This is a genomic window from Streptomyces ortus, assembly GCF_026341275.1.
Lineage (GTDB): Bacteria > Actinomycetota > Actinomycetes > Streptomycetales > Streptomycetaceae > Streptomyces > Streptomyces ortus.
Map to the genome: position 1 here is coordinate 6,894,853 of NZ_JAIFZO010000002.1, position 25,948 is coordinate 6,920,800.

The 25,948-nt window shown below is 71.2% G+C and carries 18 protein-coding genes; 7 read left to right on the forward strand and 11 right to left on the reverse strand.

What is annotated here, in order from left to right; translation table 11 throughout:
- Window positions 1-6: 6 nt before the first annotated feature.
- From K3769_RS33370 to tkt, 9 genes are all read right to left on the reverse strand, one after another.
- Window positions 7-1,386, reverse strand: a complete 1,380-nt coding sequence (locus tag K3769_RS33370) for a hypothetical protein (RefSeq protein WP_267029969.1) — start codon at window positions 1,384-1,386, stop codon at window positions 7-9.
- Window positions 1,373-4,273 (reverse strand): peroxidase family protein, encoded by a 2,901-nt coding sequence (locus K3769_RS33375; protein WP_267029970.1) that lies wholly within the window; start codon window positions 4,271-4,273, stop codon window positions 1,373-1,375. Before K3769_RS33375 ends, K3769_RS33370 begins: the two co-directional genes overlap by 14 nt.
- Window positions 4,274-4,727: 454 nt before the next feature.
- Window positions 4,728-5,315: a histidine phosphatase family protein gene (locus K3769_RS33380; protein ID WP_267029971.1), complete on the reverse strand. Its 588-nt coding sequence runs from the start codon at window positions 5,313-5,315 to the stop codon at window positions 4,728-4,730.
- 5 nt (window positions 5,316-5,320) lie between these two features.
- A complete protein-coding gene (gene gnd, locus K3769_RS33385; protein WP_267031642.1) occupies window positions 5,321-6,199 on the reverse strand; it encodes a phosphogluconate dehydrogenase (NAD(+)-dependent, decarboxylating) in 879 nt (292 codons plus the stop codon).
- A gap of 15 nt (window positions 6,200-6,214) precedes the next feature.
- Window positions 6,215-7,864 carry a glucose-6-phosphate isomerase gene (pgi, locus tag K3769_RS33390; RefSeq protein WP_267029972.1) on the reverse strand — a complete coding sequence of 550 codons (1,650 nt, stop codon included), beginning with the start codon at window positions 7,862-7,864 and terminating at the stop codon, window positions 6,215-6,217.
- A complete protein-coding gene (gene opcA, locus K3769_RS33395; RefSeq protein ID WP_267029973.1) occupies window positions 7,857-8,789 on the reverse strand; it encodes a glucose-6-phosphate dehydrogenase assembly protein OpcA in 933 nt (310 codons plus the stop codon). The genes pgi and opcA overlap by 8 nt, the downstream gene beginning before the upstream one ends.
- Complete coding sequence (zwf, locus tag K3769_RS33400) at window positions 8,786-10,324, reverse strand: glucose-6-phosphate dehydrogenase (protein WP_267031643.1); 1,539 nt, start codon at window positions 10,322-10,324, stop codon at window positions 8,786-8,788. The genes opcA and zwf overlap by 4 nt, the downstream gene beginning before the upstream one ends.
- A 452-nt stretch (window positions 10,325-10,776) precedes the next feature.
- Entirely contained in the window at window positions 10,777-11,922 is a 1,146-nt protein-coding gene (tal, locus tag K3769_RS33405) for a transaldolase (protein WP_267029974.1), read from the reverse strand.
- Between the two features lie 19 nt (window positions 11,923-11,941).
- On the reverse strand, window positions 11,942-14,029 hold the full coding sequence (tkt, locus tag K3769_RS33410) for a transketolase (RefSeq protein WP_267029975.1): 2,088 nt from the start codon (window positions 14,027-14,029) through the stop codon (window positions 11,942-11,944).
- Window positions 14,030-14,175: 146 nt separating this feature from the next.
- Between tkt and K3769_RS33415 the strand changes: the two genes are divergently transcribed.
- Window positions 14,176-15,075, forward strand: coding sequence for a helix-turn-helix transcriptional regulator (locus K3769_RS33415; RefSeq protein ID WP_267029976.1), 900 nt, complete (start codon window positions 14,176-14,178; stop codon window positions 15,073-15,075).
- Between the two features lie 77 nt (window positions 15,076-15,152).
- Here the strand turns inward: K3769_RS33415 and K3769_RS33420 are convergent, their stop codons facing one another.
- Window positions 15,153-16,535 carry a glycoside hydrolase family 16 protein gene (locus K3769_RS33420; protein ID WP_267029977.1) on the reverse strand — a complete coding sequence of 461 codons (1,383 nt, stop codon included), beginning with the start codon at window positions 16,533-16,535 and terminating at the stop codon, window positions 15,153-15,155.
- Window positions 16,536-16,917: 382 nt separating this feature from the next.
- Here K3769_RS33420 and K3769_RS33425 point away from each other — a divergent pair, with 382 nt between their 5' ends.
- Together K3769_RS33425 and K3769_RS33430 are read left to right on the forward strand one after the other, a co-directional pair.
- Window positions 16,918-17,598, forward strand: a complete 681-nt coding sequence (locus K3769_RS33425) for a response regulator transcription factor (RefSeq protein WP_267029978.1) — start codon at window positions 16,918-16,920, stop codon at window positions 17,596-17,598.
- Between the two features lie 29 nt (window positions 17,599-17,627).
- Entirely contained in the window at window positions 17,628-18,851 is a 1,224-nt protein-coding gene (locus K3769_RS33430) for a sensor histidine kinase (protein WP_267029979.1), read from the forward strand.
- Here the strand turns inward: K3769_RS33430 and K3769_RS33435 are convergent.
- A complete protein-coding gene (locus K3769_RS33435; protein ID WP_267029980.1) occupies window positions 18,832-20,409 on the reverse strand; it encodes an aromatic amino acid ammonia-lyase in 1,578 nt (525 codons plus the stop codon). The two genes, K3769_RS33430 and K3769_RS33435, sit on opposite strands and share 20 nt — an antisense overlap.
- Window positions 20,410-20,471: 62 nt before the next feature.
- Here K3769_RS33435 and K3769_RS33440 point away from each other — a divergent pair, with 62 nt between their 5' ends.
- The 4 genes from K3769_RS33440 to K3769_RS33455 are packed head-to-tail and all read left to right on the forward strand — an operon-like array spanning window position 20,472 to window position 25,926.
- The gene (locus K3769_RS33440) at window positions 20,472-22,094 is read left to right on the forward strand and encodes an NAD(P)-binding domain-containing protein (protein ID WP_267029981.1); all 1,623 of its coding nucleotides are present in this window, start codon (window positions 20,472-20,474) and stop codon (window positions 22,092-22,094) included.
- Window positions 22,091-23,161, forward strand: coding sequence for an alpha-hydroxy acid oxidase (locus K3769_RS33445; protein WP_267029982.1), 1,071 nt, complete (start codon window positions 22,091-22,093; stop codon window positions 23,159-23,161). Before K3769_RS33440 ends, K3769_RS33445 begins: the two co-directional genes overlap by 4 nt.
- Window positions 23,155-24,558, forward strand: coding sequence for a cytochrome P450 (locus K3769_RS33450; RefSeq protein ID WP_372515094.1), 1,404 nt, complete (start codon window positions 23,155-23,157; stop codon window positions 24,556-24,558). The genes K3769_RS33445 and K3769_RS33450 overlap by 7 nt, the downstream gene beginning before the upstream one ends.
- Before the next feature lie 18 nt (window positions 24,559-24,576).
- A complete protein-coding gene (locus K3769_RS33455) occupies window positions 24,577-25,926 on the forward strand; it encodes a cation:proton antiporter (RefSeq protein WP_267029984.1) in 1,350 nt (449 codons plus the stop codon).
- Window positions 25,927-25,948: the final 22 nt, after the last annotated feature.

The window sequence follows — 25,948 nt, forward strand, 5'->3', positions numbered from 1 at the left end:
GTGGGCTCAGCCGTCCCAGACGCCGGAGTGCTCGCGGTGCGCCGGCGTCAGACCGTTCACGAAGAAGCGGTCGTAGTACTCCTCCTCGACGTGGTGTGCCTGCAGCCAGACACCCGGGACAAGGATGGCGTCCGTGTGCGCCGGGAACCGCCGGTGCGTCCCGATGATGTACTCGCACACGTCCCGGGCGCAGTCCACGACCCGTGACTCGTACTCACTGGCCTCGGCGAGATAGCGCTGCCCGTAGTCCTCCTTGTAGATCCGGGTGAAGACCTCCTTGTCGGTGTACGTGCCGCCGGGCCCGAACTTGGCCTCGACGACGGCGTCCACGGCCGCCGACATCGACGGGTGCGCGGGCGGGCAGGCGGCCTCGATCAGGGGCTCGCCCTCCGGGGAGGTGAGACCCACCGGATGCGAGCGCAGGTTCGCGTACTTGGGCAGCGGGACGTGCCAGCGCCACACGTCGGCGAGCCGCCAGCGCGGGGTGACGAAGGTGAAACCGAGCATCCTGCCGTACGCCTTCGAGAACTTCGGGTCGCCCAGGGCGATCTGCGGGTTGACCGAGGCGTGGATCCAGGCGCCCAGGCCCATCGCCTCGGCGGTGAGCATCAGGTTCTGCAGAAGCAGGTCCGCCTCGATCTGGGTGCGCATCGGGCCGAGCGCGCCCAGCGGCAGTTTCAGGTCGCCGTTGAGGAATCCGTTGCGCACCCACTTCCGTACCCCGGCGGGACGGTAGAGGTTGCGGTCGTCGACGAAGGTCGGGCGGGCTCCGTCCGGCTGCGTGAGCAGGTACATCAGCGCGTTGACGTACTGGTGGGACAGGTCGACGACCGGCAGGAACAGCGTCGTGCCGGGCAGGTTGGACAGGAACCGGTTCGAGTCGAGGTACGCCGGGAAGTCGCGCATCCCCTCGGCGACGTCCAGGCGGTGGTCCAGGACCCGCACCTTGGCCCGGTGGGCCCTGGCGACCAGCGTGGCGGCGTCGAAGGGCTCGTGCGGGGCCGGTTCCAGTTTGCGCAGGTAGTACGTGCCCGAGTCGTTGATCATGAAGAAGTGGGTGCCCTGCGCGTTGTCGGGGCTGCCCGCGGTCCGGCCCGCCATCGTGAGGTTGGGCTTGGCCATGATGGGCTTGCCGTCCCGCGGATCGTCGAAGGGCCGGTCCGGCATGGTCAGCCCGGTGGCGCCGGTCAGCGCGATCAGCACCGCCTCCTCCAGCTCCGACAGGGGCTGCGGAGGGTGCGTGGAGCGGTGGCTCATGGAGCCGGCCGGCACCGACGCGCCCCGGCTGACCCGGTGGGTGCGGCGGCGCCAGAGGGTCTCCAGGAGAGGCCGCGCCAGCAGGTCGTCGAGCCCCGGATGCCCGGAGCGGCGCTCAGCCCGGCTCACCGTTGACTCCATGGCCGTCGCCGTCGCCGTCGCCGTTGTCCGTCGGGCGGACCGCCCGCCATGGCGCGAAGGCGCTCGCGTCGCGCGGCAGCAGCGCGGCCAGCTCCGGGCAGTGGCGCAGGATGACGGAGTCCATGCCGCCCTTCTCCACCCAGTCGATACCGAGCGGTGTGTACACCTCGGGCCGGTAGTCGACGGTCAGGAAGCGGTCGCTCTGCAGACGCCGCGTCGCCATCAGGATGAAGATGCGGAAGGCCGTGTCGCTGAAGCCGAAGCCCGTCGGCGGGTTCTCGGCGAACAGGCCCACCACCGTGTCGATCTCGTCGACCGAGCGGTACACCTCCTTGAGCCGCGCCAGCGACTCGGCGCTCTGCGTCAGCTCCTCGAAGGACCGGATGCGCTGCTTGTGCAGACCCTCGCGGAAGTCGTTGTAGCGCGGCACACCCCGGCGCCGGGTCCGTACGAGGTCCACCACCGACAGGTCGATGATCTCGCCGTCCCGCTCGAACCGCCGCAGGGCTTCGGGGTAGTTGTGCAGTGTGATGGCGCCGGGGTGGGCGATGCCGAACGAGTACAGCGCGTTCGCGAGGCCCGTCTTGCGGATCTGCGACTCGGCCGCGCCGCCCTGGATGTCCATGAACCCGACCGTCTCCAGCCGGTGCCCGAAGTGGTGCTCGCGCAGTTCGAAGTCGTCGGGGACCAGCGGATGCATGCGGTACACCGTGACGAAGTCCTCGGTCAGCGAGTACGGCGTCCCGTGGTGGTCCGGCAGGGTGTGCGGGATGCCCTTGAGCGAGTGGGCCTCCAGCAGCCACAGCCCCAGCTGGTTCAGCCAGTTCCTGGGCGGGCCCTGCCAGTTGGTCTTCAGACCGATGTCGATCGCCTTGGTGGCGAGGATCGCCGGGGTCCACTCCACCGTGTGTATCTTCGCGATGAGCGCGGAGACCACCAGCCGCGCCGTGTGGTAGATCCGCTCCTCGCCCATCGACGGATACTCGGTGCGCAGCGCGTCGCAGACCGCGTTGTGCTCCCGCGCGAACAGGGTGTGCATCGCGCTGAGGCCCATCCACCAGCTCTCGTTGAACCCGGTGAGCGGAATGCCGTTCTGCGCGCCCGGCAAGTGGCCGTCCTCCAAACGGAGTTCGGCGCCGCCGTCGGGCTCGCGCAGGAAACGGGCGGTCTTCTCGTCGCCGCCGTACACCTCGGAACCGTCCCACCAGTGCGAGGCCATGTTCCCGAACAGGATCGGCGGGCGGTCGCCGGGCTGGGCCAGCCCCTCGTTGTCGCTGAACCGCATCACGTTCTCGGCCGACCCGCCCGGCGTGTTGTGCCAGGGGTCGCTGCCGGGCGGCAGCGGCACCTCCACGGACGGACCGCCCGCCGGGTACCTGCGGTGGTTGACCCAGTCGTGCACCTGGAACTGGATCCAGGCCGCCGCCAGCACATTGAGCGAGGTCGCGGGCAGGAAACTGTCCCGCCGCAGGAGCTGCCGGCTCACCGTGACCGGGTTGGGCGTGTCGAACCGGTCGGGCCGGTAGTCCGGTTTCAGGTTGCGTCCGAAGGCGGCGCCCACGGCACCCATCCGCGGCTCGGACAGATCGTTGTACGACCCGTCGTACGAGCGCTCGGTGCGCAGCCGCTCCTCGATGGGCTCCGGTACGGACTGGGCCCTGGGCGGGGCCTCGCGCACCTCGCTGTCGATGAGGTTGAACCGGCGCAGCACCTTCCGCAGGAAGACCAGGTTCAGCAGGCTCAGCTGCAACGGCAGCCGGTGCCAGGGCACATACCGGTTCAGCCGTGTCAGTGCGGCGCCGACGGGCCGGCCGATGAGCCGGTTGCGCAGCGGCTCCTCGGTGACGAAGCGCAGCCCGAGCCGGTGCGCGCCGCTCGCCTGGTACGCGGCCTTGCGGGCGCGGTTGAGATTGCCGAGCGGGCGGAACTCGTCGGTGGTGTACCAGGGGTTGAACACCAGGTCTTCCACCCGCCGGGCCGCCGCCCGTGCTTCGGCCCCGTCCAGATCCTGGCCCGGTACGGTGAGCCGGGCCACCGGGATCGGCGGCGAGACGGCGTCCTTCCACTCCACCGAGGTGTCCTCGACCGGGGTGCGCAACTCGTCCACGTACCGCTGCACGCACAGGTCGAAGGAGACGTCGGCGGAGGCGAGCCGACGGGCCAGCTCGTGGTGCAGGAAGTCGGGGTCGCGCCGGTCGGGCGGGGGAGCGGGCGGGGTTCCGCCGACCGGGCGCAGCAGGTGGCGCACGGGTCCCGCCTCGCCCCAGAGCATCGCCCCGCGACTCCAATACGTCTGTGTGGCCAGGGAGGTGACGGTCTGCCGGGTGGCCGCCTGGACGTTGCGCCGCATCCGGGTGGCGGTTTCGAACCCGACCGCCAGCGGGAGCTTCACGAGGAGTCCGAACGCCTTCTGGAGGGGGTTGCGGGCGCCCGCCATGGCCTTGGCGAAGGCCACGAACTCGCGTGCGTCGCGGGCGTGCGACACGGGATGGCTCGTGGCGAGCAGGTCGTGGCTCTCCTCGTCCGACACGCGGACGCGCAGGGCCGCGCCGCGCAGGTCGGGGGCTCCGTCGCCCTGCCGGATGCCGCTCGCGTTCGACAGCCGCAGCGTCACCGGGTAGTCGGCGCCGGGGCGGGCGAAGCCGACGCGCAGGACGGCGGGCAGGTCGTCGTGGAAGCGCAGGCGGGCGTTCTCCACTCCGAGCGGAGCCTTGGCGTGGAAGGCGCGGGCGGTCGCGCCGCCGGCGGCCCGGCGGTTCTTGACCTGTACTTCCATCAGCTCCCGGGCCAGCCGATCGAAAACCAGCCGTTCCGCCTCGGGGCTTCCGCCTTCGTAGTGTTCGTACCGCTGATCGTACTGCCCGGTGTCGGCCATCGGCTGTCTCCTTCGTACGGATGCGTACGGGACAGGGGGCAGCACGCTACCGGTGGGGCGGGGTGGCCGCAGCGGTGGTTCCCGCCGATGCGGGGTGCCGGGCGGGTGGCTCACGTGCGGCGCGTCGGTGCACGTCAGGCGCCTGCCCGGCCGTCCGCGACGGCCGTCCGCCGCCCCGCGAGGCCCCGAACCCACAGCAGCCACAGCCGGTGGCGACGAGGGTGGCCGGGGACCACCACCTCCCGGCCACGCGAGCCGGCGCCGCGCGGCGGTGGACGCGAGGTATGTCTATGCCTGCGGGCCGTGGCGGTGGGCCGCGCAGTTCCCCGCGCCCCTGAAGGCGGGGCCGCGCCCCTTCAGGGGCGCGGGGAACTGCGCGCTCAGCACCCACTGGGGTGCGGATGTGGCAAGGGGTGCGAGGAACTTCGCGAAAGGGCCCCGCCCGGGGAACCGGCTACGGCTTCGCGTTCCACTCCGCGAGGACCGGGCGCCCGTGCTCCAGGGAGAGCCGGCTCACCGTGGCCGTGTCGAGCCGGAACAGCCGCCCGTCCGACGCCGGCAGCCCGAGCCGGCGCGCGGTCAGCACCCGCAGGAAGTGCGAGTGGGCCACCAGCACCACGTCACCCTCGTCGAGCGCCTTCGCCGCATGGGCCAGCACCCGGTCGGCCCGTTCGCCCACCTCGGCGGGCGACTCGCCCCTCTGCCCGTCAGGACCGGGTGGCACCCCGTCGTTCCACAGGTACCAGTCGGGCCTGGTCCGGTGGATGTCGACGGTCTTGATGCCCTCGTACGCCCCGTAGTTCCACTCGTGCAGGTCGGGGTCGACGACGGCCCCGGTCAGCCCCGCCAGCTCGGCGGTCCGTATCGCGCGCTGAAGCGGACTGGTGAGCACCAGGGCACAGGACCGCCCGGCGAAGAGCGGAACGAGGGACTTCGCCTGTTCCTCGCCGTGCTCGGTGAGGGGCAGGTCGGTCCAGCTCGTGTGCTGTCCCGACCTGCTCCACTCGGTCTCGCCGTGCCGGACGAGGAGAAGATCGCCCATGACTCCTACTTCGCGGACTCGACGGCGTGACCGCCGAACTGGTTGCGCAGTGCCGCGATCATCTTCATCTGCGGCGAGTCGTCCTGCCGGGACGCGAACCGGGCGAACAGCGACGCGGTGATCGCGGGCAGCGGTACCGCGTTGTCGATGGCCGCCTCGACAGTCCAGCGGCCCTCGCCGGAGTCCTGCGCGAAGCCGCGCAGCCGCTCCAGGTGCTCGTCCTCGTCCAGCGCGTTGACCGCCAGGTCCAGCAGCCAGGACCGGATCACCGTGCCCTCCTGCCAGGAACGGAAGACCTCGCGCACATCGGTGACGGAGTCGACCGCCTCGAGCAGCTCCCAGCCCTCGGCGTAGGCCTGCATCATGGCGTACTCGATGCCGTTGTGGACCATCTTGGAGAAGTGCCCGGCGCCGACCTTGCCCGCGTGCACGAACCCGGCGTCGCCCTCGGGCTTGAGGGCGTCGAAGACCGGCTGGACCTTGGCGATGTGCTCGGCGTCGCCGCCGACCATCAGCGCGTAGCCGTTCTTGAGGCCCCACACGCCCCCCGAGACGCCGGCGTCGACGAAGCCGATGCCCTTGGCCGCCAGCTCCTCGGAGTGCTTCTCGTCGTCCGTCCAGCGGGAGTTGCCGCCGTCCACGACCACGTCACCCGGCTCAAGCAGCTCGCCGAGCTCGTCGATGGTGGACTGGGTCGCGGCACCGGCGGGAACCATCACCCACACCACCCGCGGACCTTCGAGCTTGCCCACGAGCTCGGCCAGGCTGCTCACGTCGGCGAGCTCCGGATTGCGGTCGTATCCGATGACGGTGTGGCCTGCGCGGCGGATGCGCTCGCGCATGTTGCCGCCCATCTTGCCGAGGCCGATGAGACCAAGCTGCATCGCAGTCATGTCAGTTCACTTCTTCCGGAGAGTGCGGTACGTGGCCACGAGGGCGCTGGTGGAGGAGTCGAGGCCGGGGACGTCGGCGCCCTCGGTGAGGGCTGGTTCGACGCGCTTGGCGAGGACCTTGCCGAGCTCGACACCCCACTGGTCGAAGGAGTCGATGTGCCAGATCGCTCCCTGCACGAACACCTTGTGCTCGTAGAGGGCGATCAGCTGGCCGAGAACCGAAGGGGTCAGCTCGCGGGCGAGGATCGTGGTCGTCGGGTGGTTGCCCCTGAACGTCTTGTGCGCCACCAGCTCCTCGGCCACGCCCTCCGCCCGCACCTCCTCCGGTGTCCTGCCGAAGGCCAGCGCCTGGCCCTGGGCGAAGAGGTTCGCCATCAACAGGTCGTGCTGGGCCGCGAGTTCGCTGCCCAGCTCGGCGACCGGGTTGACGAAGCCGATCAGGTCGGCGGGAATCGTCTTCGTGCCCTGGTGGATCAACTGGTAGTACGCGTGCTGCCCGTTGGTGCCGGGCGTGCCCCAGACGACAGGGCCCGTCTGCCACTCCACGGGGCGTCCGTCGCGGTCCACGGACTTGCCGTTGGACTCCATGTCCAACTGCTGGAGGTACGCGGTGAACTTGGACAGGTAGTGCGAGTACGGCAGCACCGCGTGCGACTGCGCGTCGAAGAAGTTGCCGTACCAGACACCCAACAGCCCCAGCAGCAAAGGCACGTTGGCCTCGGCGGGGGCCGTGCGGAAGTGCTCGTCGACGAGGTGGAAGCCGTCGAGCAGTTCCCGGAAGCGGTCCGGGCCGATCGCGATCATCAGCGAGAGACCGATCGCCGAGTCGAACGAGTACCGCCCGCCGACCCAGTCCCAGAACTCGAACATGTTCGCCGTGTCGATACCGAAGTCCGCGACCTTCTCCGCGTTCGTCGACAGCGCCACGAAGTGCTTGGCGACGGCTGCCGCTTCACCGCCGAGCCCGGCGAGCAGCCAGGACCGCGCCGAGGTCGCGTTGGTGATCGTCTCGATGGTGGTGAAGGTCTTCGAGGCGACGATGAACAGCGTCTCGGCCGGGTCGAGGTCGCGGACGGCCTCGTGCAGGTCGGCCCCGTCGACGTTCGACACGAACCGGACCGTCAGGTCGCGGTCGGTGAAGGCGCGCAGCGCGTCGTACGCCATCGCCGGGCCCAGGTCGGAGCCGCCGATGCCGATGTTGACGACGTTGCGGATGCGGCGGCCGGTGTGGCCGGTCCACTTGCCGGAGCGGACCTGTTCGGCGAAGCCGGCCATCCGGTCGAGCACGGCGTGCACCTTAGGTACGACGTTCTCGCCGTCGACCTCCACCACGGCGTCGCGCGGGGCGCGCAGCGCGGTGTGCAGGACCGCCCGGTCCTCGGTGACGTTGATCCGCTCCCCGCGGAACATCGCGTCCCGCAGACCGAACACGTCGGTGGCGGTGGCGAGTTCCTGGAGCAGCGCGAGCGTCTCGTCGGTGATCAGGTGCTTCGAGTAGTCGACGTGCAGGTCGCCCACGCGCACGGTGTAGCGCTCGGCGCGCTCCGGGTCCGTCGCGAACAGCTCGCGCAGGTGCGCGTGCAGGAACGGCCCGGCCCGGTGGTCCTCCAGGGCGGTCCACTCGGGGCGGCGGGTGAGCTTCGGTGAGTCAGACACGGCTCTCCCTCCGGGTGTCGTCCCCGTGCAGGGCGACGGCGTACATCTCGTCCGCGTCGAGCCGCCGCAGTTCCTCGGCGATCAGCTCGGAGGTGCTGCGGACCTTCAGCGCGAGGGTGCGCGAGGGCTGGCCCGGCAGGGACAGCGTCGCGAGGGGGCCCTCGGGGCGGTCGATGACGATCTCTCCGTTCTCGGTGCCGAGCTTCACGGCGGTGACCACGGGCCCCGCGGTGACGACCCGCTCGACCGAGACCTTGAGACGGGCCTCCAGCCAGCGGGCCAGCAGCTCGGCGCTCGGGTTCTCGGCCTCGCTCTCGACGGTGGCCGTGATGATCTTCGTGCGGGCCTGGTCGAGGGCGGCGGCGAGCATGGAACGCCACGGGGTGAGCCGGGTCCAGGCCAGGTCCGTGTCGCCCGGCGCGTACGCGGCGGCACGTGCCTCCAGGGCCTCCAGCGGGGTCTCGACGGCGTACATGTCGGTGATCCGGCGCTGCGCGAGGGCGCCCAGCGGGTCCTTGACGGGGACCTCCGGCGCGTCCACCGGCCACCAGACGACGACCGGCGCGTCGGGGAGCAGCAGCGGCAGGACCACGGAGTCGGCGTGGTCGGACACCTCGCCGTACAGCCGCAGGATGACCGTCTCGCCGGTGCCGGCGTCCGCGCCCACCCGTACCTCGGCGTCGAGGTGGGAGTTCGTGCGGTCGCGCGGGGTGCGGGCGTGCCGCTTGATCACGACCAGGGTGCGCGAGGGGTGCTCGTGCGAGGCCTCCTCGGCCGCCTTGATCGAGTCGTAGGCGTTCTCCTCGTCCGTCACGATGACCATCGTCAGGACCATGCCCACGGCTGGCGTGCCGATGGCGCGGCGACCCTGCACGAGGGCCTTGTTGATCTTGCTTGCCGTGGTGTCGGTCAGGTCGATCTTCATGGCCTGCGCCAGCTCCGTCCGTCTCGTGCGAGCATCTCGTCGGCTTCCCCGGGACCCCAGGTGCCCGAGGCGTACTGGGCGGGTTTGCCGTGGGTGTCCCAGTAGCCCTCGATCGGGTCGAGGATCTTCCAGGACTCTTCCACCTCCTGGTGGCGGGGGAAGAGGTTGGCGTCGCCGAGCAGTACGTCCAGGATCAGCCTCTCGTACGCTTCCGGGCTGGACTCCGTGAACGACTCGCCGTACGCGAAGTCCATCGACACGTCCCGGATCTCCATCGACGTACCCGGCACCTTCGATCCGAAGCGCACCGTCATGCCCTCGTCCGGCTGGACGCGGATGACGATCGCGTTCGCGCCGAGTTCCTCGGTGGCGGTGGAGTCGAAGGGGGAGTGCGGGGCGCGCTGGAAGACGACGGCGATCTCGGTGACGCGGCGGCCCAGGCGCTTGCCGGTGCGCAGGTAGAAGGGGACGCCCGCCCAGCGGCGGTTGTCGACCTCCAGCTTGACGGCCGCGTACGTGTCGGTCGTCGAACCGGGGTCGATGCCGTCCTCGTCGAGGTAGCCGCGCACCTTCTCGCCGCCCTGCCAGCCCGCCGCGTACTGGCCGCGGACCGTGTGCTCGCCCAGGTCCTCCGGCAGCTTCACGGACTTGAGGACCTTGAGCTTCTCGGTGAGCAGCGAGTCGGCGTCGAAGGCGATGGGCTCCTCCATCGCGGTCAGCGCCATCAGCTGGAGCAGGTGGTTCTGGATGACGTCACGGGCCGATCCGATGCCGTCGTAGTAGCCCGCGCGGCCTCCGATGCCGATGTCCTCGGCCATCGTGATCTGTACGTGGTCGACGAACGACCGGTTCCAGATGGGCTCGTACATCTGGTTGGCGAAGCGGAGCGCCAGGATGTTCTGGACGGTCTCCTTGCCGAGGTAGTGGTCGATCCGGAACACCTGCTCCGGGTCGAACACCTCGTGCACCACCCGGTTCAGCTCGCGCGCGCTCTTCAGGTCGCGGCCGAACGGCTTCTCGATCACCCCGCGCCGCCAGGAACCCTCGGGCGCCTCGGCGAGGCCGTGCTTCTTGAGCTGCTTGACGACCTTGGGGAAGAACTTGGGCGGTACGGAGAGGTAGAAGGCGTAGTTGCCGCTCGTGCCCCGGGACTTGTCCAACTCGTCCACCGCGGCGCGCAGTTGCTCGAACGCCTGGTCGTCGTCGAAGTCGCCCGGGATGAACCGCATGCCCTCGGCGAGCTGCTGCCAGACCTCCTCGCGGAACTCGGTGCGCGCGTGGTCGCGGACCGAGTCGTGCACGATCTGGGCGAAGTCCTCGTCCTCCCAGTCGCGGCGCGCGAACCCGACGAGCGAGAAGCCGGGCGGCAGCAGGCCGCGGTTGGCCAGGTCGTAGACGGCCGGCATGAGCTTCTTGCGCGACAGGTCGCCCGTCACCCCGAAGATGACGAGACCGGAGGGCCCGGCGATCTTCGGCAGCCGACGGTCCTGAGGATCACGCAGCGGATTGACCCACCCGTCGGCATGCTCCAGCACCTCGGCGAGCGACTTCGGCGCGAGATCGGCGGTGCCCGGGTCGACGACGGCCGGTGCCGCGGCGTCCGTGGCTGCCCCGGCCCTCGCGCGACTCGGTGCAGTCTTCCTGGTGGCGGAGGCGCGCTTGGAACCGGAGGCCTTCGCAGCACCCGCGGTCTTCTTGGCGCCAGTGGCGCCCGCGGCCTTCTTGGCACCGGCGGCGGCCGTGGCCCCCGCAGCCTTCTTGCTGCCCGCAACCTTGGCTGCACCCGCGGATTTCTTGGCACCGGCGGCCACCGTGGCGCCCGCGCCCTTACCGGCGCCGGCGGCGCTCTTGCCGCCTGCAGCCTTGGCCGCAGCCGCGGTCTTCTTGGTGCCCGCGGCCTTCTTGGCCTGTGCCGCCCGGGCCGGGGCGGCGGCGGACGCGCCCGCGCCCGCCGCCTCCGAGGGGGTTCCCTCGGGAGGGTTCTTGCTCATTCGCCGTCAACTCCCTTGCTGTTGAGCGAGACCGTGACCGCGTCCAGCAGCTCGTCCCAGGCCACCGCGAACTTCGCGACACCCTCGGTCTCCAGCTGCCCGACGACCTCGTCGTACGAGATGCCCTGCTTCTCGACGGCGTCCAGGTCCGCGCGGGCCTGGGCGTAACCACCGCTCACCGTGTCGCCGCGGATCTCGCCGTGGTCGGCGGTGGCGTTCAGCGTGCCCTCGGGCATCGTGTTGACCGTGCCGGGCGCGACCAGCTCGTCGACGTACAGCGTGTCCTTGTAGGACGGGTCCTTGACACCCGTCGACGCCCACAGCGGACGCTGCTTGTTGGCGCGGGCGCCACCGAGCGCGTTCCAGCGCCCACCGCCGAAGACCTCTTCGTAAGCCTCGTACGCGAGCCGCGCGTTGGCCAGCGCCGCCCTGCCCTTGAGCGCGAGGGCCTCGTCCGTGCCGACCCGCGTCAGCCGCTTGTCGATCTCGCTGTCGACGCGGGAGACGAAGAAGGAGGCGACCGAGTGGATGGTGGCGAGGTCGAGCCCCTTGGCCCGGGCCTTCTCCAGGCCGGCCAGGTAGGCGTCCATGACCTCGCGGTAGCGTTCGAGCGAGAAGATCAGCGTGACGTTGACGCTGATACCGAGGCCGATGACCTCGGTGATCGCCGGCAGCCCGGCCTTGGTCGCCGGAATCTTGATCATCACGTTCGGGCGGTCGACCAGCCAGGACAGCTGCTTGGCCTCGGCGACCGTCGCCAACGCGTCATGGGCGAGGCGCGGGTCCACTTCGATGGAGACCCGGCCGTCGCGGCCACCGGTCTCCTCGTACACGGGCCGCAGGATGTCGGCGGCGGCGCGGACGTCGGCGGTGGTCATCATCCGTACGGCCTCGTCGACCGTGACACGGCGCGCGGCGAGGTCGGCGAGCTGCTCCTCGTACCCCTCGCCCGAGCCGATCGCGGCCTGGAAGATGGAGGGGTTGGTGGTGACGCCGACGACGTGCCGGGTCTCGATGAGCTCGGCGAGGTTGCCGGACGTGATGCGCTTGCGGGACAGGTCGTCGAGCCAGATGGAGACGCCTTCGCCGGAGAGGGCCTTCAGGGGTTCAGCGGTGGTGATTGTCTGGGTCACAGTGATCATCTTCCTTCGTGCAGTCGAATCAACCGCGGGCGGCGGCAACGGATTCCCGCGCGGACGCGGCGACGTTCTCGGCGGTGAAGCCGTACTCGGCGAACAGGATCCCGGCGTCGGCGGAGGCCCCGAAGTGCTCCAGGGAGACGATGCGTCCGGCGTCGCCGACGTACCGGTACCAGGTGAGACCGATGCCCGCCTCGACCGCCACGCGGGCCTTCACAGCTGTCGGCAGGACACTCTCCCGGTACTCGGCGGACTGCTCCTCGAACCACTCCACGGACGGCATCGACACCACCCGGGTGCCCACTCCCTCGGCTTCCAACTGTTCGCGTGCCGCAACGGCGAGCTGCACCTCCGAGCCGGTCGCGATCAGGAGCACGTCGGGCACCTCGGTGGAGGAGTCGCGCAGAACGTAGCCGCCCTTGGCCGCGTCGGCGTCGGCCTCGTACGTCGGTACACCCTGACGGGTGAGGGCCAGGCCGTGCGGGGCCGGGTTCACCGCGTGCCGCCGGGTGATCTCGGCCCAGGCGATGGCGGTCTCGTTGGCGTCGGCGGGGCGCACGACGTTCAGGCCGGGGATGGCGCGCAGCGAGGCGAGGTGCTCGACCGGCTGGTGGGTCGGGCCGTCCTCGCCGAGGCCGATGGAGTCGTGCGTCCACACGTACGTGACGGGGAGCTGCATGAGTGCGGACAGCCGGACGGCGTTGCGCATGTAGTCGGAGAACACCAGGAAGGTGCCGCCGTAGATACGGGTGTTGCCGTGCAGCGCGATGCCGTTCATCTCGGCGGCCATGGAGTGCTCGCGGATGCCGAAGTGGATCGTGCGGCCGTACGGGTCGGCCCCGGGGAGCGGGTTGCCCTTCGGGAGGAACGAGCTCGTCTTGTCGATGGTCGTGTTGTTCGAGCCCGCGAGGTCGGCGGAGCCGCCCCACAGCTCGGGGAGCACACCGCCGAGCGCCTGCAGCACCTTGCCGGAGGCCGCGCGGGTCGCCACGGACGTGCCGGCCTCGAAGACCGGCAGCGCGCCCTCCCAGCCCTCGGGGAGCTGTCCCGCCACGATCCGGTCGAAGAGCTTCGCGCGCTCGGGCTGCTCGGTGCGCCACTCGGCGAGCTGCTTGTTCCAGGCGGCGTGGGCCTCGGCGCCGCGGTCGAGGGCGCGACGGGCGTGGTTCAGGACCTCGTCCGACACCTCGAAGGACTGCTCGGGGTCGAAGCCCAGCAGGCGCTTGGTGGCGGCGATCTCCTCCGCGCCCAGCGCCGAGCCGTGCGAGGCCTCGGTGTTCCGCGCGTTCGGGGCGGGCCAGGCGATGACCGTGCGCATCGCGATGATCGAGGGCCGCCCGGTCTCGTTCCTGGCGGCGGTCAGGGCCTCGTACAGCGCGGGTACGTCGATGTCACCGGCCGAGTCGCCGTCCGCCGAGGGCTCGACCCGCTGGACGTGCCAGCCGTACGCCTCGTAGCGCTTGAGCACGTCCTCGGAGAAGGCCGTGGCGGTGTCGCCCTCGATGGAGATGTGGTTGTCGTCGTAGACGAAGACGAGGTTGCCGAGCTTCTGGTGGCCCGCCAGTGAGGACGCCTCGGCGGAGATGCCCTCCTCCAGGTCGCCGTCGGAGACGATGCCCCAGATGGTGTGGTCGAAGGGGGACTCGCCCTCGGGGGCGTCCGGGTCGAAGAGGCCGCGCTCGTAGCGGGCGGCCATCGCCATGCCCACCGCGTTGGCGACGCCCTGGCCCAGCGGGCCCGTGGTGGTCTCGACCCCGGCGGTGTGGCCGTACTCGGGGTGCCCCGGCGTCTTCGAGCCATGGGTGCGGAACGCCTTCAGGTCGTCCAGCTCCAGCTCGTAGCCGGAGAGGAAGAGCTGGGTGTAGAGCGTCAGCGAGGTGTGGCCGGGGGAGAGGACGAAGCGGTCGCGGCCGGTCCACTCCGGGTCTGCCGGGTCGTGGCGCATCACCTTCTGAAAGAGGGTGTACGCGGCCGGGGCCAGACTCATCGCGGTGCCCGGGTGGCCGTTGCCGACCTTCTGCACGGCGTCCGCCGCCAGAAGACGGGCCGTGTCGACGGCTCGCCGGTCCAGGTCGGTCCACTCCAAGCCGTCGGGTGTCTGCGCGCTCATCTTCAACAAATCCTCACGGGAAGCCCGGTAACTGCTCTGATGCGTTCAACCTTAAAAGTCGGACTTATTCTGGGGAAGGTGCCCCTGTGTCAGCCTTTGGTGAAAGTGGGACAACGATCACGGGACCGAACCGGCAAGAGAAGGATATGGCGGACACAAGCACTCAATTCGAGGACGGGTTCCGGAGCGGGATCAGAACCTTTCCCTTCCCCGTCGACCGCAGCGTCCTCGGCGTGGGCATGCAGGTGGGCCCGATGGAAGCAGGCCGCAGCTGGCATTCGGGTGAACAGATCGAGCGCGTCCACCGGATCGACTTCCATGTGGTCCTGCTCTTCCGGGGCGGCCCCGTCCGGCACATGATCGACTTCGACGAGTACGAGGCGGGGGACGGCGAGATCCTGTGGATCCGGCCCGGCCAGGTGCACCGCTTCTCCTCGCCGGCGGACTACCGCGGCACCGCCCTGATCATGCAGCCGGGCTTCCTGCCCCGCGCCACCGTGGAGGCGGCCGGCCTCTACCGCTACGACCTGCCCCCGCTGCTGCGCCCCGACCGCGGCCGGCTCACCGCGCTGGAGAACTCCCTCGCCCACCTGGAGCGCGAGTACGTCGACACGGGCACCCTGCCGCTCAGCCTGCACACCGCCGTGCTGCGGCACAGCCTGACCGCGTTCCTGCTGCGCCTGGCCCACCTCGCGGCCGGCGCCGCCGACGCGGCCCACGCGCGGACGGACAGCACCTTCACCCGCTTCCGCGAGGCCGTCGAGAAGGGCTTCGCCACCAACCACAGTGTCAGCGCCTACGCCGACGCCCTCGGCTACTCCCGGCGCACCCTGGTCCGCGCGGTCCGCGCCGCGACCGGCGAGACCCCCAAGGGCTTCATCGACAAACGGGTGGTCCTGGAGGCCAAGCGCCTGCTGGCCCACACGGACATGCCGATCGGCCGCGTCGGCGCCGTCGTGGGCTTCCCGGACGCGGCCAACTTCTCCAAGTTCTTCACCCAGCACACGGGCACGACACCGGTGACGTTCCGGACGGAGCTGCGCTGAGGAACCCTGGTGGGGGCGGCCCGTCAGGACCGCCCCCACCAGGGCTGGAGGTGACTCGGCTACGCTCGACTACGTTCTCAGTGACCGAAGTTGAACCAGTTCACGTTCACGAAGTCAGCCGGCTGGCCGCTCGTGAAGGTGAGGTAGACGTCGTGCGTGCCCGTGACGTTGCTGATGTTCGCGGGTACGGTCCGCCAGCTCTGCCAGCCCCCGGTGTTGGCCAGCGCGAAGCTGCCGATGGGTGTGCTCGTACGGCTGTCGAGGCGGACCTCGACCAGGCCGCTGACGGAGTTGCCCGCGCCGCTCGCCACCCGGGCGACGAACTGCCTGGCCGCCGTGGAGCCGAAGTTGACGCCCTTGTACTGCGCCCAGTCGCCGTTGGCGAGGGCGCCGATGTTCTGGCCGCCGCCCGAGTCGGTGGTGGTCTCGGTGATCGTGCCGCTCTGGCCGTCGAACGACTCGGCCTGGATCGCGCTGTACGCGTCACGGTTGCCGGTCGGCGGAGGGGTGGTGCCGCCGCCCGACGTGAGCACCTGCACGTAGTCCACGACCATCGGGTTGCCCGGCACCGTGGCACCGTCCGGGCCACCGCCGAAGGCGTCCACGAAACCGCCGCCCATCGCCACGTTCAGGATGATGAAGTACCCGTGGTTCGTGGCGTTCGCCCAGGTCGTCGCGTCCACCTGGTTGGCCCGTACGGTGTGGTAGTTGACGCCGTCGACGTAGAAGCGGATCTCCTCCACGCTCGTCGACCTGTCCCACTCCAGGCCGTACGTGTGGAAGCCCGCCTGACAGGTCGTGCCGGGACAGGCGCGGGAACTGCCGATGCCGGTCGTCTCGTTGCACGGGCCGCCCGGGTTGGTGCCGCAGTGCATCGTGGACCACACGGTGTTGAGGCCCTGGACGTTCTCCATGATGTCCAGCTCGCCGACGGCCGGCCAGTTCTGGTAGTTGCCGCGGTAGGGCGCGCCCAGCATCCAGAACGCCGGCCAGTACCCGCGGGCGGCGGCGCCCGTCACGTTCGGCATCTGGATCCGGGACTGCACCCGCAGCTTGCCCCCGGCGGGCGGCTGGAAGTCGGTGCGGTTGGTCTCGATGCGGCCCGAGGTCCAGTTGCCCGACGTGTCGCGCCGCGGGGTGATCCGCAGGTTGCCGGCGCCGTCCAGCGCCACGTTGTTGGTGCTGGACGTCATGTTCTCGATCTCGCCCGTACCCCAGTTGGAGGGCCCGCCCGGATAGCCGTGGCCGGTCGAGTACTGCCAGTTCGAGGTGTTGACGCCGGTGCCGGCGCTGCCGTTGAAGTCGTCGACGAAGACCTGGGTCCAGCCGCTGGGCGGCGCGGGCGCGTCCGCCTGTGCCGCCGAGGCCCCGGCCGCCGCCAGGCTCAGCACGCCGACGAGCGCGATGACCGAACGCCGTATCCGACCGGGTCTTGCGGGGGTGCCGGAAGTTTCCCTCATGGGTGCCTCTTCACGTACGGAAGTGGGGGTGCGCGGGGTGTTGCCGAGAGCTGTTGAGAGCGCTCTCATCACTGCTGCGCGGCCAATGTGCTCTTCAGTACTCCGGCCGTCAAGAGGTAAAGCGGTAAAAGCCGTGCGGGGGCCCGGGAGTTCACACCGTGAAGGAGGGGCGGGGAGCGGAAGAGAGGGGGCGGCGGCCCGGGACGACTGCCCGCACGCACAGAAAACGAGCCTCGGTTCCGCCGCCGGAGCGCCTTCCCCGGGGGGCACGCGCTAGCTTCGTCCTGCCGATCGAATCCTCGTTCGGCCGCGCCTTCCCGTACACGGAACTCGCGTGTCACGCACGGGCGTTGACGGGCACCGGGACGAGGGGAACGGGACGGTGGGACAAGTTCGCGCGCACGACCCCCGGCGGTTGCTGCTGGTCGAGGACGACCGGGAGCTGGGCTCCATGCTCTCCGAGACACTGCGGCAGGAGGGGTACGCCGTCGACGTGGCGACGGACGGCCAGCGGGGCCTGCATCTGGGCCTGGCGCGTCAGTACGACGTGCTCGTCGTCGACCGGCGCCTGCCGGGCCTGGACGGCCTCGACCTGCTGGGCCGGCTGCGGTCCCGCGCGGTCCGTACGCCGGTCATGCTGCTGACCGCGATGGGCACGGTGCACGACCGGGTCGACGGGCTCGACGCCGGCGCCGACGACTACCTGGTCAAGCCCTTCGAACTCGATGAACTCAGCGCCCGATTACGGGCCTTGTGCAGACGCGCACTCGATGTGGCCGACGTGCTGCGGATCGGCTCGGGGCACCTGTACGTCAGCCACCGCGAGGTGGAACTCGCCGACGGCGAGCGGATCGGGCTCGCCGCGCGGGAGTTCGAACTGCTGTGGGTGCTGGCCTCCCGCCCCGAAACCGTGTACTCGCGGGCGGAACTGCGCCGGGCGGTCTTCCACGAGGCGCCCGCGTCCTCCATCGTCGACACCTACGTCTACTACCTGCGCCGCAAACTCGGCCGGCAGGTGGTGCGCACGGTCCGTGGCCTGGGCTACCGACTGGGGTCGCTGTGAGGGCGTCGGCGTACGCGGAAGGGGCGGCGGTGCGCCGGGCACGCCTGCGGATCTCCGTGATCACCGCTCTCACCATCACCCTGCTGATCACGCTCGTGGGCGGTGTGGCCCACACGGTCATGACCCACGCGCAGGACGATCAGGTACGGCGCGAACTGCGCTACGGCGCGGCGCGCGGCGGCCTGTCGAGCCCGCCGGTGTGCACCTGGCTGTACGCGCCCGGAGCGACCCCGCTCGCGAACGCCCCGGCCGGGTTCCCGGTGCGCGCCGACATGGACCGGGCGCGGCGGACCGGGCAGGCCGTGGAGCGCACGGTACGGCGCAACGACACGGTCTACCTCGTGCGTACGCAGGTCAGGACGGACGGCGAACTGGTCCAGGCGGTCTTCGACATGCGTTTCCAGCTCGCCGACCGCAGATACCTGTGGTCCGCGCTCGGCGTCGCCGAGATCGTGGGGCTGATCGCCGCGGCCGTGACCGGCGCGGTCCTGGGGAACCGGGCGGTGGCCCCGCTCGCCGAGGCCCTCGCCCGCCAGCGACGGTTCGTCGCGGACGCCAGCCACGAGCTGCGCACCCCGATCACCCAGGTGTACACGCGGGCGCAGGTGCTGTCACGGCAGGCGGCCGACGAGGACCTCCCGGCCCGGCACCGGGACGGGCTGGCCCGGCTGGTGGGGTCGGTCAGCCGGCTCGGTGAGGTACTGGACGATCTGCTGCTGTCCGCGAGTCTCGCGGCGGACCCGGCGCGGCGGTCGGAACACCGCCATGTCGAACTGGTCACGCTGGCCCGGTCGGTGGTCGCCGAGGAGTCGGACCGCACACACGAGGGCGGCCTCACCGTGGTCGTGAACGGCCCCTCGTATCCGCTGTGCGTCGACGGCATCGAGTCCGCCCTGCGCCGCGCCGTCGGCGAGCTGCTGGTGAACGCGATCGGACACACCCCGGCGGGCGGGCGGATCGAGGTGGACCTCGCGCGCACCGGCGGGACGGTCCAGCTGACCGTCGCGGACACCGGGTCCGGCTTCGAGCCCGCCGAGGCGGAGCTGCTGTTCGAGAGGTTCCACCGCGGTGACGGGGGCGGGCGGTACGGTCTGGGGCTCGCGCTGCTGCGGGAGGTCATCGCCCATCACGGCGGCACGGTGGCCGCGACCGGCCGCCCGGGATGCGGCGCCCGGTTCACCGTCCGGCTGCCGGAGTGCGTTTCGGCGCCCGTCCCTGATCCGGCGCAGCCGGTCACGGCAGGTCGGTCGTGACGAGCAGCCGGGCCGCCGCACGGACGTCGGCGTCCAGCGGGCGGTCCCGCTCGACCGCGGGAACCGTCTCGACGAGGAGGTCGAGCAGCCCGCCGCAGCGGGGCGCGGTGGGGCGGCGCGCCCCGACGTGCGCGGCCTGGCGCAGCCCGAGGGCGAGCGACCCGCACAGCAGGCGGAGCAGCTCCGCCATGTCGTAGGAGCGCAGGGCGGCCTGGGTGCCGAACGGGACGACGTCCTGGTTGTGGAGGTTGGTCGGCAGGCTCTGCATGCCGGCCGGTGCCGCCGCGCGGCGGATCTCGGCGACCAGGGCGGTGGTGGCCAGCTGTACGCCCTGCAGTCCGTGCTGCTGCCCCGGCGTGGTGGCGAGCATGGGCGGCAGCCCGCCGTTGCGCGCCGGGTCCACCAGCAGGTCGAGCTGGCGCTCGGCCAGGTTGCCCAGCTGGGCGGTGACACAGGCCAGCAGATCGGCGGCGAAGGCGGCGGGCTGGCCGAAGAAGTTCCCGCCGTGCACCACCTTCGCCGCCGCCCCCGTCCCCGCGTTCTCTCCCGCCCCCACGTCGCCGGGAAAGAACAGCGGGTTGTCACTGACGCCGCCGAGGTCCGCGGCGACCACACCGTCGACGTAGCGCAGGGCGTCCTCCGCGGCGCCGAGCAGCTGCGGGGCGCAGCGGATGCTGTACGGCTCCTGCAGGGGCCGGGTACCCGACGGCGTGACACCGGTCAGGGTGTGCCGCATGCGTGCGCCGACGTGGGCCGCGCCGGGGTGGCCGTAGGCGCGCAGCAGGTCCTCGTCGAGGAAGCCGGGGTCGCAGCCGAGGAGGTCGGCCAGCAGGCAGGTGAGACCGGCCAGCGCACGGTGTGCGGCGCGGAGGGTGTCGTGGGCCAGCGCGGTGGCGGCGCTGGTGACGGAGGTGCCGTTGACGAGGGCGAGGGCGTCCCGGCCGTCGAGGACGAGCGGGCGCAGGCCGGCGGCGGTCAGGGCTTCGGCGGCCGGCAGCCGGCGGTCGTCCACGTAGGCGTGTCCGCGGCCCCGCAGCGCCTGCGTGGCATAGGCGAGCGGGATCAGGTCCCCGCTCGCCCCCACCGAGCCGTAACGCGGGACGGCGGGGGTGAACGTCGTGGCGAACATGGCGGTGAGCCGTTCGACGACCTCGGCGGACACACCGGAGAGCCCCTGGGCGAGGGACCGGGTGCGCAGCAGCAGGGCCGCGCGCGTGATCTCCAGCGGCAGGTCCGGGCCCTGGCCCGCGCCGAGATGGGCCAGGGTGTTGTCGCACTGGTCGGCCTCGTCGGCACGGCCCGCGTAACCGACGAGTGCGCCGAAGCCCGTGGTGGCGCCGTAGATACGGCTCTCCCGGCCGCCGCCTGCGGCACGGTCGCCGTTGCTCCCGCCGCCCTCTCCGCCGCCGTGCAGCAGGTCGTGGAAGAGCTGTCGGCTGCGGTCGACGCGCGCACGGGTCCCGTCGTCCACCGTGACGGTGAGCGGCGTGGCCGCGCGGCGCAGGACGGCGGAGTCCAGCGGGGCGGTCAGCGAGACGGTGTCCATGGTGGTGAGCACCCCTGAGAAGCTAGGCGGGGAATCTCAGAGCGCTCTGAAAACCGGTGGATAGCTTCTGGGCCATGGCGCACGACTACCTGATCATCGGAGCGGGGCCCGCGGGACTACAGCTCGCCGCCTCCCTGGAGCGTGACGGTGCGGACTACGTCGTCCTGGAGCGCGGGAGCGTTCCGGGCGCGTTCTTCACGCGCTTTCCCCGGCATCGCCAACTGATCTCGATCAACAAGGTGCACACCGGATACGACGATCCGGAACTACGGCTGCGCATGGACTGGAACTCCCTGCTGAGCGACGATCCCGAGCTGCTCTTCACCCGGTACAGCCCGCGGTACTTCCCGTCGGCCGACGACCTGGTCCGCTACCTCGCGGACTACGCGGACCGTACCGGGGTGCGGGTGCGCTACGACACCACGGTGACGCGGATCTCCCGTACCGACGATGACGATGACGATGACGACGGCGGCGGTGACGGAGCCGGTGGCGGCGGAGGATTCGCGGTCACCGATCACACCGGCACGGTGCGGCACGCCCGGCGCGTGGTGGTCGCCACCGGAGTGTTCCAGCCGAACCTGCCGGCCGTTCCGGGCGTCGAACTGGCCGAACGCTACGACACGTTCGACCCTGACCCGCAGTCCTTCACCGACCAGCGCGTACTGATCATCGGCCGGGGCAACTCCGCCTTCGAGACGGCCGACAGCCTGATGGAGACCGCGGCGGTCATCCACCTCGTCGGAGCGGGCTCCCTGCGGCTGGCCTGGAAGTCGCACTACGTGGGGCATCTGCGCGCGGTGAACAACAACTTCCTCGACAGCTACCAGCTGAAGTCGCAGAACGCGCTCCTGGACGGCCGGGTGCTGGAGATCCGCCGGGAGACGGACGGCTTCGCCGTGCCGGTCTCGTTCGAGCGGGTCGACGAGGTGGTCAAGGACCTCCGCTACGACCGGGTGATCGTCGCGACCGGATTCCGCTTCGACACCTCGATCTTCGACGCCGCCTGTCTCCCCGAGCTGATCGTCGGCGGGCGCTTTCCCGCCCTCACCCCGGTCGGCGAGTCGACCAACGTGCCCGGTCTGTACTTCGCCGGGACCCTGACCCAGGGCCCCGACTTCAAGAAGTCCACCACCGGCTTCATCCACGGTTTCCGCTACGCGGTGCGCGCCCTGCACCGCGTGCTGCGCGGGCGCCACCACGGCGAGGCCTGGCCGGTGACGGAGCTGGGCGACGCCGTCGAGCGGGCCGCCGACGCGGTCATCACCCGCGTCAACCGGTCCTCCGCGCTGTGGCAGCAGTTCGCCGTCCTGGGCGACCTGCTGCTCGTCGCCCCGGACGGCAGCATGCGGTACGCGGAGGAGGTTCCCGTCCGCCATGTGCCCGACGCCGTACGCGCGGGCGACTTCGGGCCGGCGGACGCGTACGCGGTGATCACCCTGGAGTACGGCGCGGACCACGACCGGGTGGATCCCTTCGACGTCACCGCGGGGCGCAAGTCGCAGCAGGACATGGCGGGTCTCGACGGCCGCTACCTGCATCCGGTCGTCCGCTGGTACCGGGCCGGCGGACTCGTGGCCGAGCACCACATGACGGAGAACCTGGAGAACGAGTGGGACAGCGAGGAGTTCCACCGCGCCCCGCTGCTCGCGTTCCTCGCCGACCGCCTCGGCTCCGTCGCCCCGGTGACACCGTGACCCTGCGCGCGCTGCACGACGCGGCCCGCAGGACACTGGACCCCGTCCACTACGACTACGTGGCGGGCGGGGCGGCCGAGGAACGCGTCCTGTCCGCCAACGAGCGGGCCTTCGACCGCTGTCTGCTGCTGCCACGGGTCCTGTGCGGCAGCGAGACGCGGGACACCACCGCCTGTCTGCCGGGTGCCCAGCGGGCCGCACCGGTGATCGTCGCCCCCACCGCCTTCCACCGGCTGATGCATCCGGACGGCGAGGGCGCCACGGCCCGTGCCGCCGCGGCCGAGGGAGCCGTGCTGGTGACGGGCACGGCCGCGACCACGGCGGTCGACGCCGTCGTCGCCGCGGCCCGCGAGGCGGCCCCCGACCCGGCGGTGTGGTTCCAGCTGTACCTCCACCCGCGCGCAGAGGTCACCGAGACACTGGTGCGGCGCGCCGAACGGGCGGGCTGCACGGCGCTGGTGGTCACCGTCGACTCGGCGGTGTTCGGCCGGCACACCAGGGATCTGCGCCACGGCTTCACCGAGTTGCCGCCGGGCCACGCCGCGGAGAACATGCGCGATCTGCCCGGCGCCCCGCCCGGCTCCCTCACGGACATCCCCATGTCCGCCGCCCCGACCTGGCGGGACTTCGGCGAGATCCCGCGCATGACCGCGCTTCCCGTACTGGTCAAGGGAGTCCTGCACCCGGCGGACGCGCGGCTGGCCGTCGAGCACGGCGCGAGCGGAGTGATCGTCTCCAACCACGGGGGCCGCCAGTGCGACGCCGTCCCGGCCGCCCTCGACTGCCTGCCGGCGGTCGCCGAGGCCGTCGCGGGCCGTATACCGGTGCTGATGGACGGCGGGGTGCGCCGCGGCAGTGACATCGCCGTCGCCCTGGCGCTGGGCGCGACGGCCGTCGGGGTGGGGCGCCCGGTGATGTGGGGCCTGGCCGCCGACGGAGAGGCCGGAGTCCGAGCGGTACTGGCCACGCTGCGCGACGAGTACGACCACACGCTCGCGCTGTGCGGAGGGCGCCACAACGCCGATCTGACGAGGGACATGGTCGTCCGCGGGGGAGAGACGTGGTGAGGAGCGGGACCAGGCCGGCCACGGCGGACACCTGGTGGCTGCCGCGCGCCGTGGTGGCGCTGCGCGTCCGCATCTTCGAGAAGGCCAACGGCGACCGCGCGGTGACCCTGCCCAACGCCACCCACGGCCCGGAGGTGTTCGAACGCGTCTACGCGCACCCCGCGGCGAACGGACGCAGCGCCGGCGCGGGCCTGTCCGACCTGTTCTGGTACTGGCTCTCCCCGGGACCCGAGGTCCACCAGGAGCATCTGGAACCCGGCGAGCGGTACGAGGACGTGGCCGCGACGACCCGGCGGATGCTGGCCGGCACGTCGGGCGAGCTCATGGCCCAGGCCACGCGCGCCGTCGCCCGCACCCTGGACACGGTCCCGGACGGGCGTATCAGCCAGGTGCGCCTGCGTGATCTGGTGATGCCCGCCTGGGCCGAGTTCTGCTACGAGCTGGTGTTCAGGGAGCCGTGCCCGCCGCACGCCCGGGACCTGATCACCGCACACGCCGACGACGTGATCAGCGCGCTGAAGTGCACCTCACTGCGCCACCCCGGGCGCCGGGCCCGACTGACGGAGTACGTGCGCCGCAGAGTCGTGGCGGGCGAGGTGCCGTATCCGCTCCCGCGGACGCTGTCACTGTCGGAGCAGGTGCACTACCTCCAGGGAACGATGTTCAACACCGCCGTGGTGCAGCTGTCGGAGGCGACCGCACACGTCCTGCTCGCCCTGGCGCGCCACCCCGAGGCGCAACAGCGCGTCATGGACGACTCCGAGGAGGACCGGTACCTCACGCGGGTGCTCGACGAGACGATGCGGCTGTACCCGCTCTTCGGCATCGCGCACCGCATCACCACGGACGAGATCCCGCTCGACGAGGACACCGTGCTGCCGCCCGGCACCGTGGTGTGCTTCAGCTACCCCGGCTACCACGCCACCGGTTACGACCGGCCCGACGAGTTCGACCCGGACCGCTGGGCCACCCTCTCGGTCAAGGAAGCCCACCACATCCCGTACGGCATCGCGGCGAACCGGCCCTGCCCGGCCTGGCGGCTGTCCCCGCTGGTGCTGCGCGCGGCCGTACGCGAGGTGCTGCGCCGCTTCCGGCTGGACTCGACGGTCCCGCACACCCGGTCGATCCCGCACCGCGCCCCCTGTCTGCTCATCCCGCACGGCATGCCGCCCGCCCCGCGCCGGCTCGACGCACTGCGGCGCCGCATGCGGGCGCGCAACGCGGTGGAGGACGTCACCCGCGGCGTCCGGCAACTGGTGCTGGGCACGGTCATGGTGCTGCACGCCCGCCGGCGGCGACTGGCGGGCCGCTACTTCGAAGAGCATCCGCCCAGCGGCTGCCCGGCCGGCCGAGGCCGTGGTCCCGGGCCCCCGCCCCACGTCCCCGCACGTCGCTGACGACCCCAGGAGCTGGCCGTGCCCACCACTTTGCTGGCAGCCACCACCGACAAGAACCTCGAACTCGTCCTGCGGGTCCTGCCCGCCATCGTGATCATCCTCGCCGCGTCCGCCCTCTGCGGCCGTCTCGCCCTGTGGGTGAGGCAGCCACGGGTGCTCGGCGAGATGGTGGCCGGCGTCCTGCTGGGCCCCACGCTCTTCGGCGCCCTCTTCCCCGAGGCCCAGAAGGCCGTCTTCACCGCCGAGGTGAAACCCATCCTCTACGTGCTGAGCACCCTCGGCCTGACCCTCTTCATGTTCCTGGTCGGGGTCGGCCTCGACCACACCCCCGGCAGCGGCACCAAGGACACCAGGAACGCGGCCGTACTGGCGGTGTCCGGCATCGTCCCCTCGCTCCTGCTCGGTGCCGCGACGGGGTATCTGCTCCACGACCGCCTTTCCGAACCCGGCGTCTCCTCCTTCGAGTTCGCCCTCTTCCTCGGCGGCGCCCTGTCCATCACCGCCTTCCCGATGCTCGCCCGCATCCTCTACGAACGCGGACTGGAGAACTCGCCGCTCGGCCGCATGACCCTCCTCGGCGCCTCCGTGGACGACGCGGCGGCCTGGTGCTTCCTCGCCGTGCTGTCCGCCATGCACACCGGCGCCGGCCTGCCCCACGCCCTGCGCGCCATCGGCCTGACCGTCGCCTTCACCGTCGTGATGCTCACCGTCGTGTCGCGGCTCCTGCGTCCGATGGGTGACAGGGTCGAACGCACCGGCCTGTTCGGCTTCGACCAGATGTACCTCGTCGTGAGCATCGTGCTGCTCTGCGGCCTGTTCACCGACTACATCGGCATCTACTCGGTCTTCGGGGGCTTCGTCGCCGGACTGGCCATGCCCAGGAACGACGCCTTCCGCCAGGCCCTGCACACCCGCATGATGGACCTCGTCTGCGTGCTGCTGCTGCCCGTCTTCTTCACCTTCTCCGGCCTCAACACCGAACTGGGCGGAGTCGCCGGATGGGCCATGATCGGGCCGCTCCTGCTGATCCTCGTGGCCGGGTTCACCGGCAAGTACCTCGGGTGCGCCCTCGCCATGCGCGGCATCGGCTTCAGCTGGCGTGAGTCCTGGGCGGTGGGCGCCCTGATGAACGCCCGCGGCCTCATGATCCTGATCTTCATCAACATAGGCCTCGCCCAGGGCATGATCGGCAAGGACGTCTTCTCCATGCTCGTCCTGGTCGCCGTCCTCACCACCGCGGGCGCCGTGCCGCTCTACCGGCTGGCCCTGCCCGAACGCATCGAACGCGGTATGTCCCCCACGGCGGAGACCGCCGGCACGGAGGCTTCCTCCGCGCCCTCGGCCGGGGCGGGTTCCGTGCACGCCTGACCCGCCGCGGGGCAATCTCAGA

Excerpts from the sequence above, each read along its gene's own strand:
- K3769_RS33375 (WP_267029970.1), bottom strand. The coding sequence starts at position 4,273 with ATGGCCGACACCGGGCAGTACGATCAGCGGTACGAACACTACGAAGGC.
- K3769_RS33380 (WP_267029971.1), bottom strand. The coding sequence starts at position 5,315 with ATGGGCGATCTTCTCCTCGTCCGGCACGGCGAGACCGAGTGGAGCAGG.
- gnd (WP_267031642.1), bottom strand. The coding sequence starts at position 6,199 with ATGCAGCTTGGTCTCATCGGCCTCGGCAAGATGGGCGGCAACATGCGC.
- opcA (WP_267029973.1), bottom strand. The coding sequence starts at position 8,789 with ATGAAGATCGACCTGACCGACACCACGGCAAGCAAGATCAACAAGGCC.
- tal (WP_267029974.1), bottom strand. The coding sequence starts at position 11,922 with ATGATCACTGTGACCCAGACAATCACCACCGCTGAACCCCTGAAGGCC.
- tkt (WP_267029975.1), bottom strand. The coding sequence starts at position 14,029 with ATGAGCGCGCAGACACCCGACGGCTTGGAGTGGACCGACCTGGACCGG.
- K3769_RS33415 (WP_267029976.1), top strand. The coding sequence starts at position 14,176 with ATGGCGGACACAAGCACTCAATTCGAGGACGGGTTCCGGAGCGGGATC.
- K3769_RS33420 (WP_267029977.1), bottom strand. The coding sequence starts at position 16,535 with ATGAGGGAAACTTCCGGCACCCCCGCAAGACCCGGTCGGATACGGCGT.
- K3769_RS33440 (WP_267029981.1), top strand. The coding sequence starts at position 20,472 with ATGGCGCACGACTACCTGATCATCGGAGCGGGGCCCGCGGGACTACAG.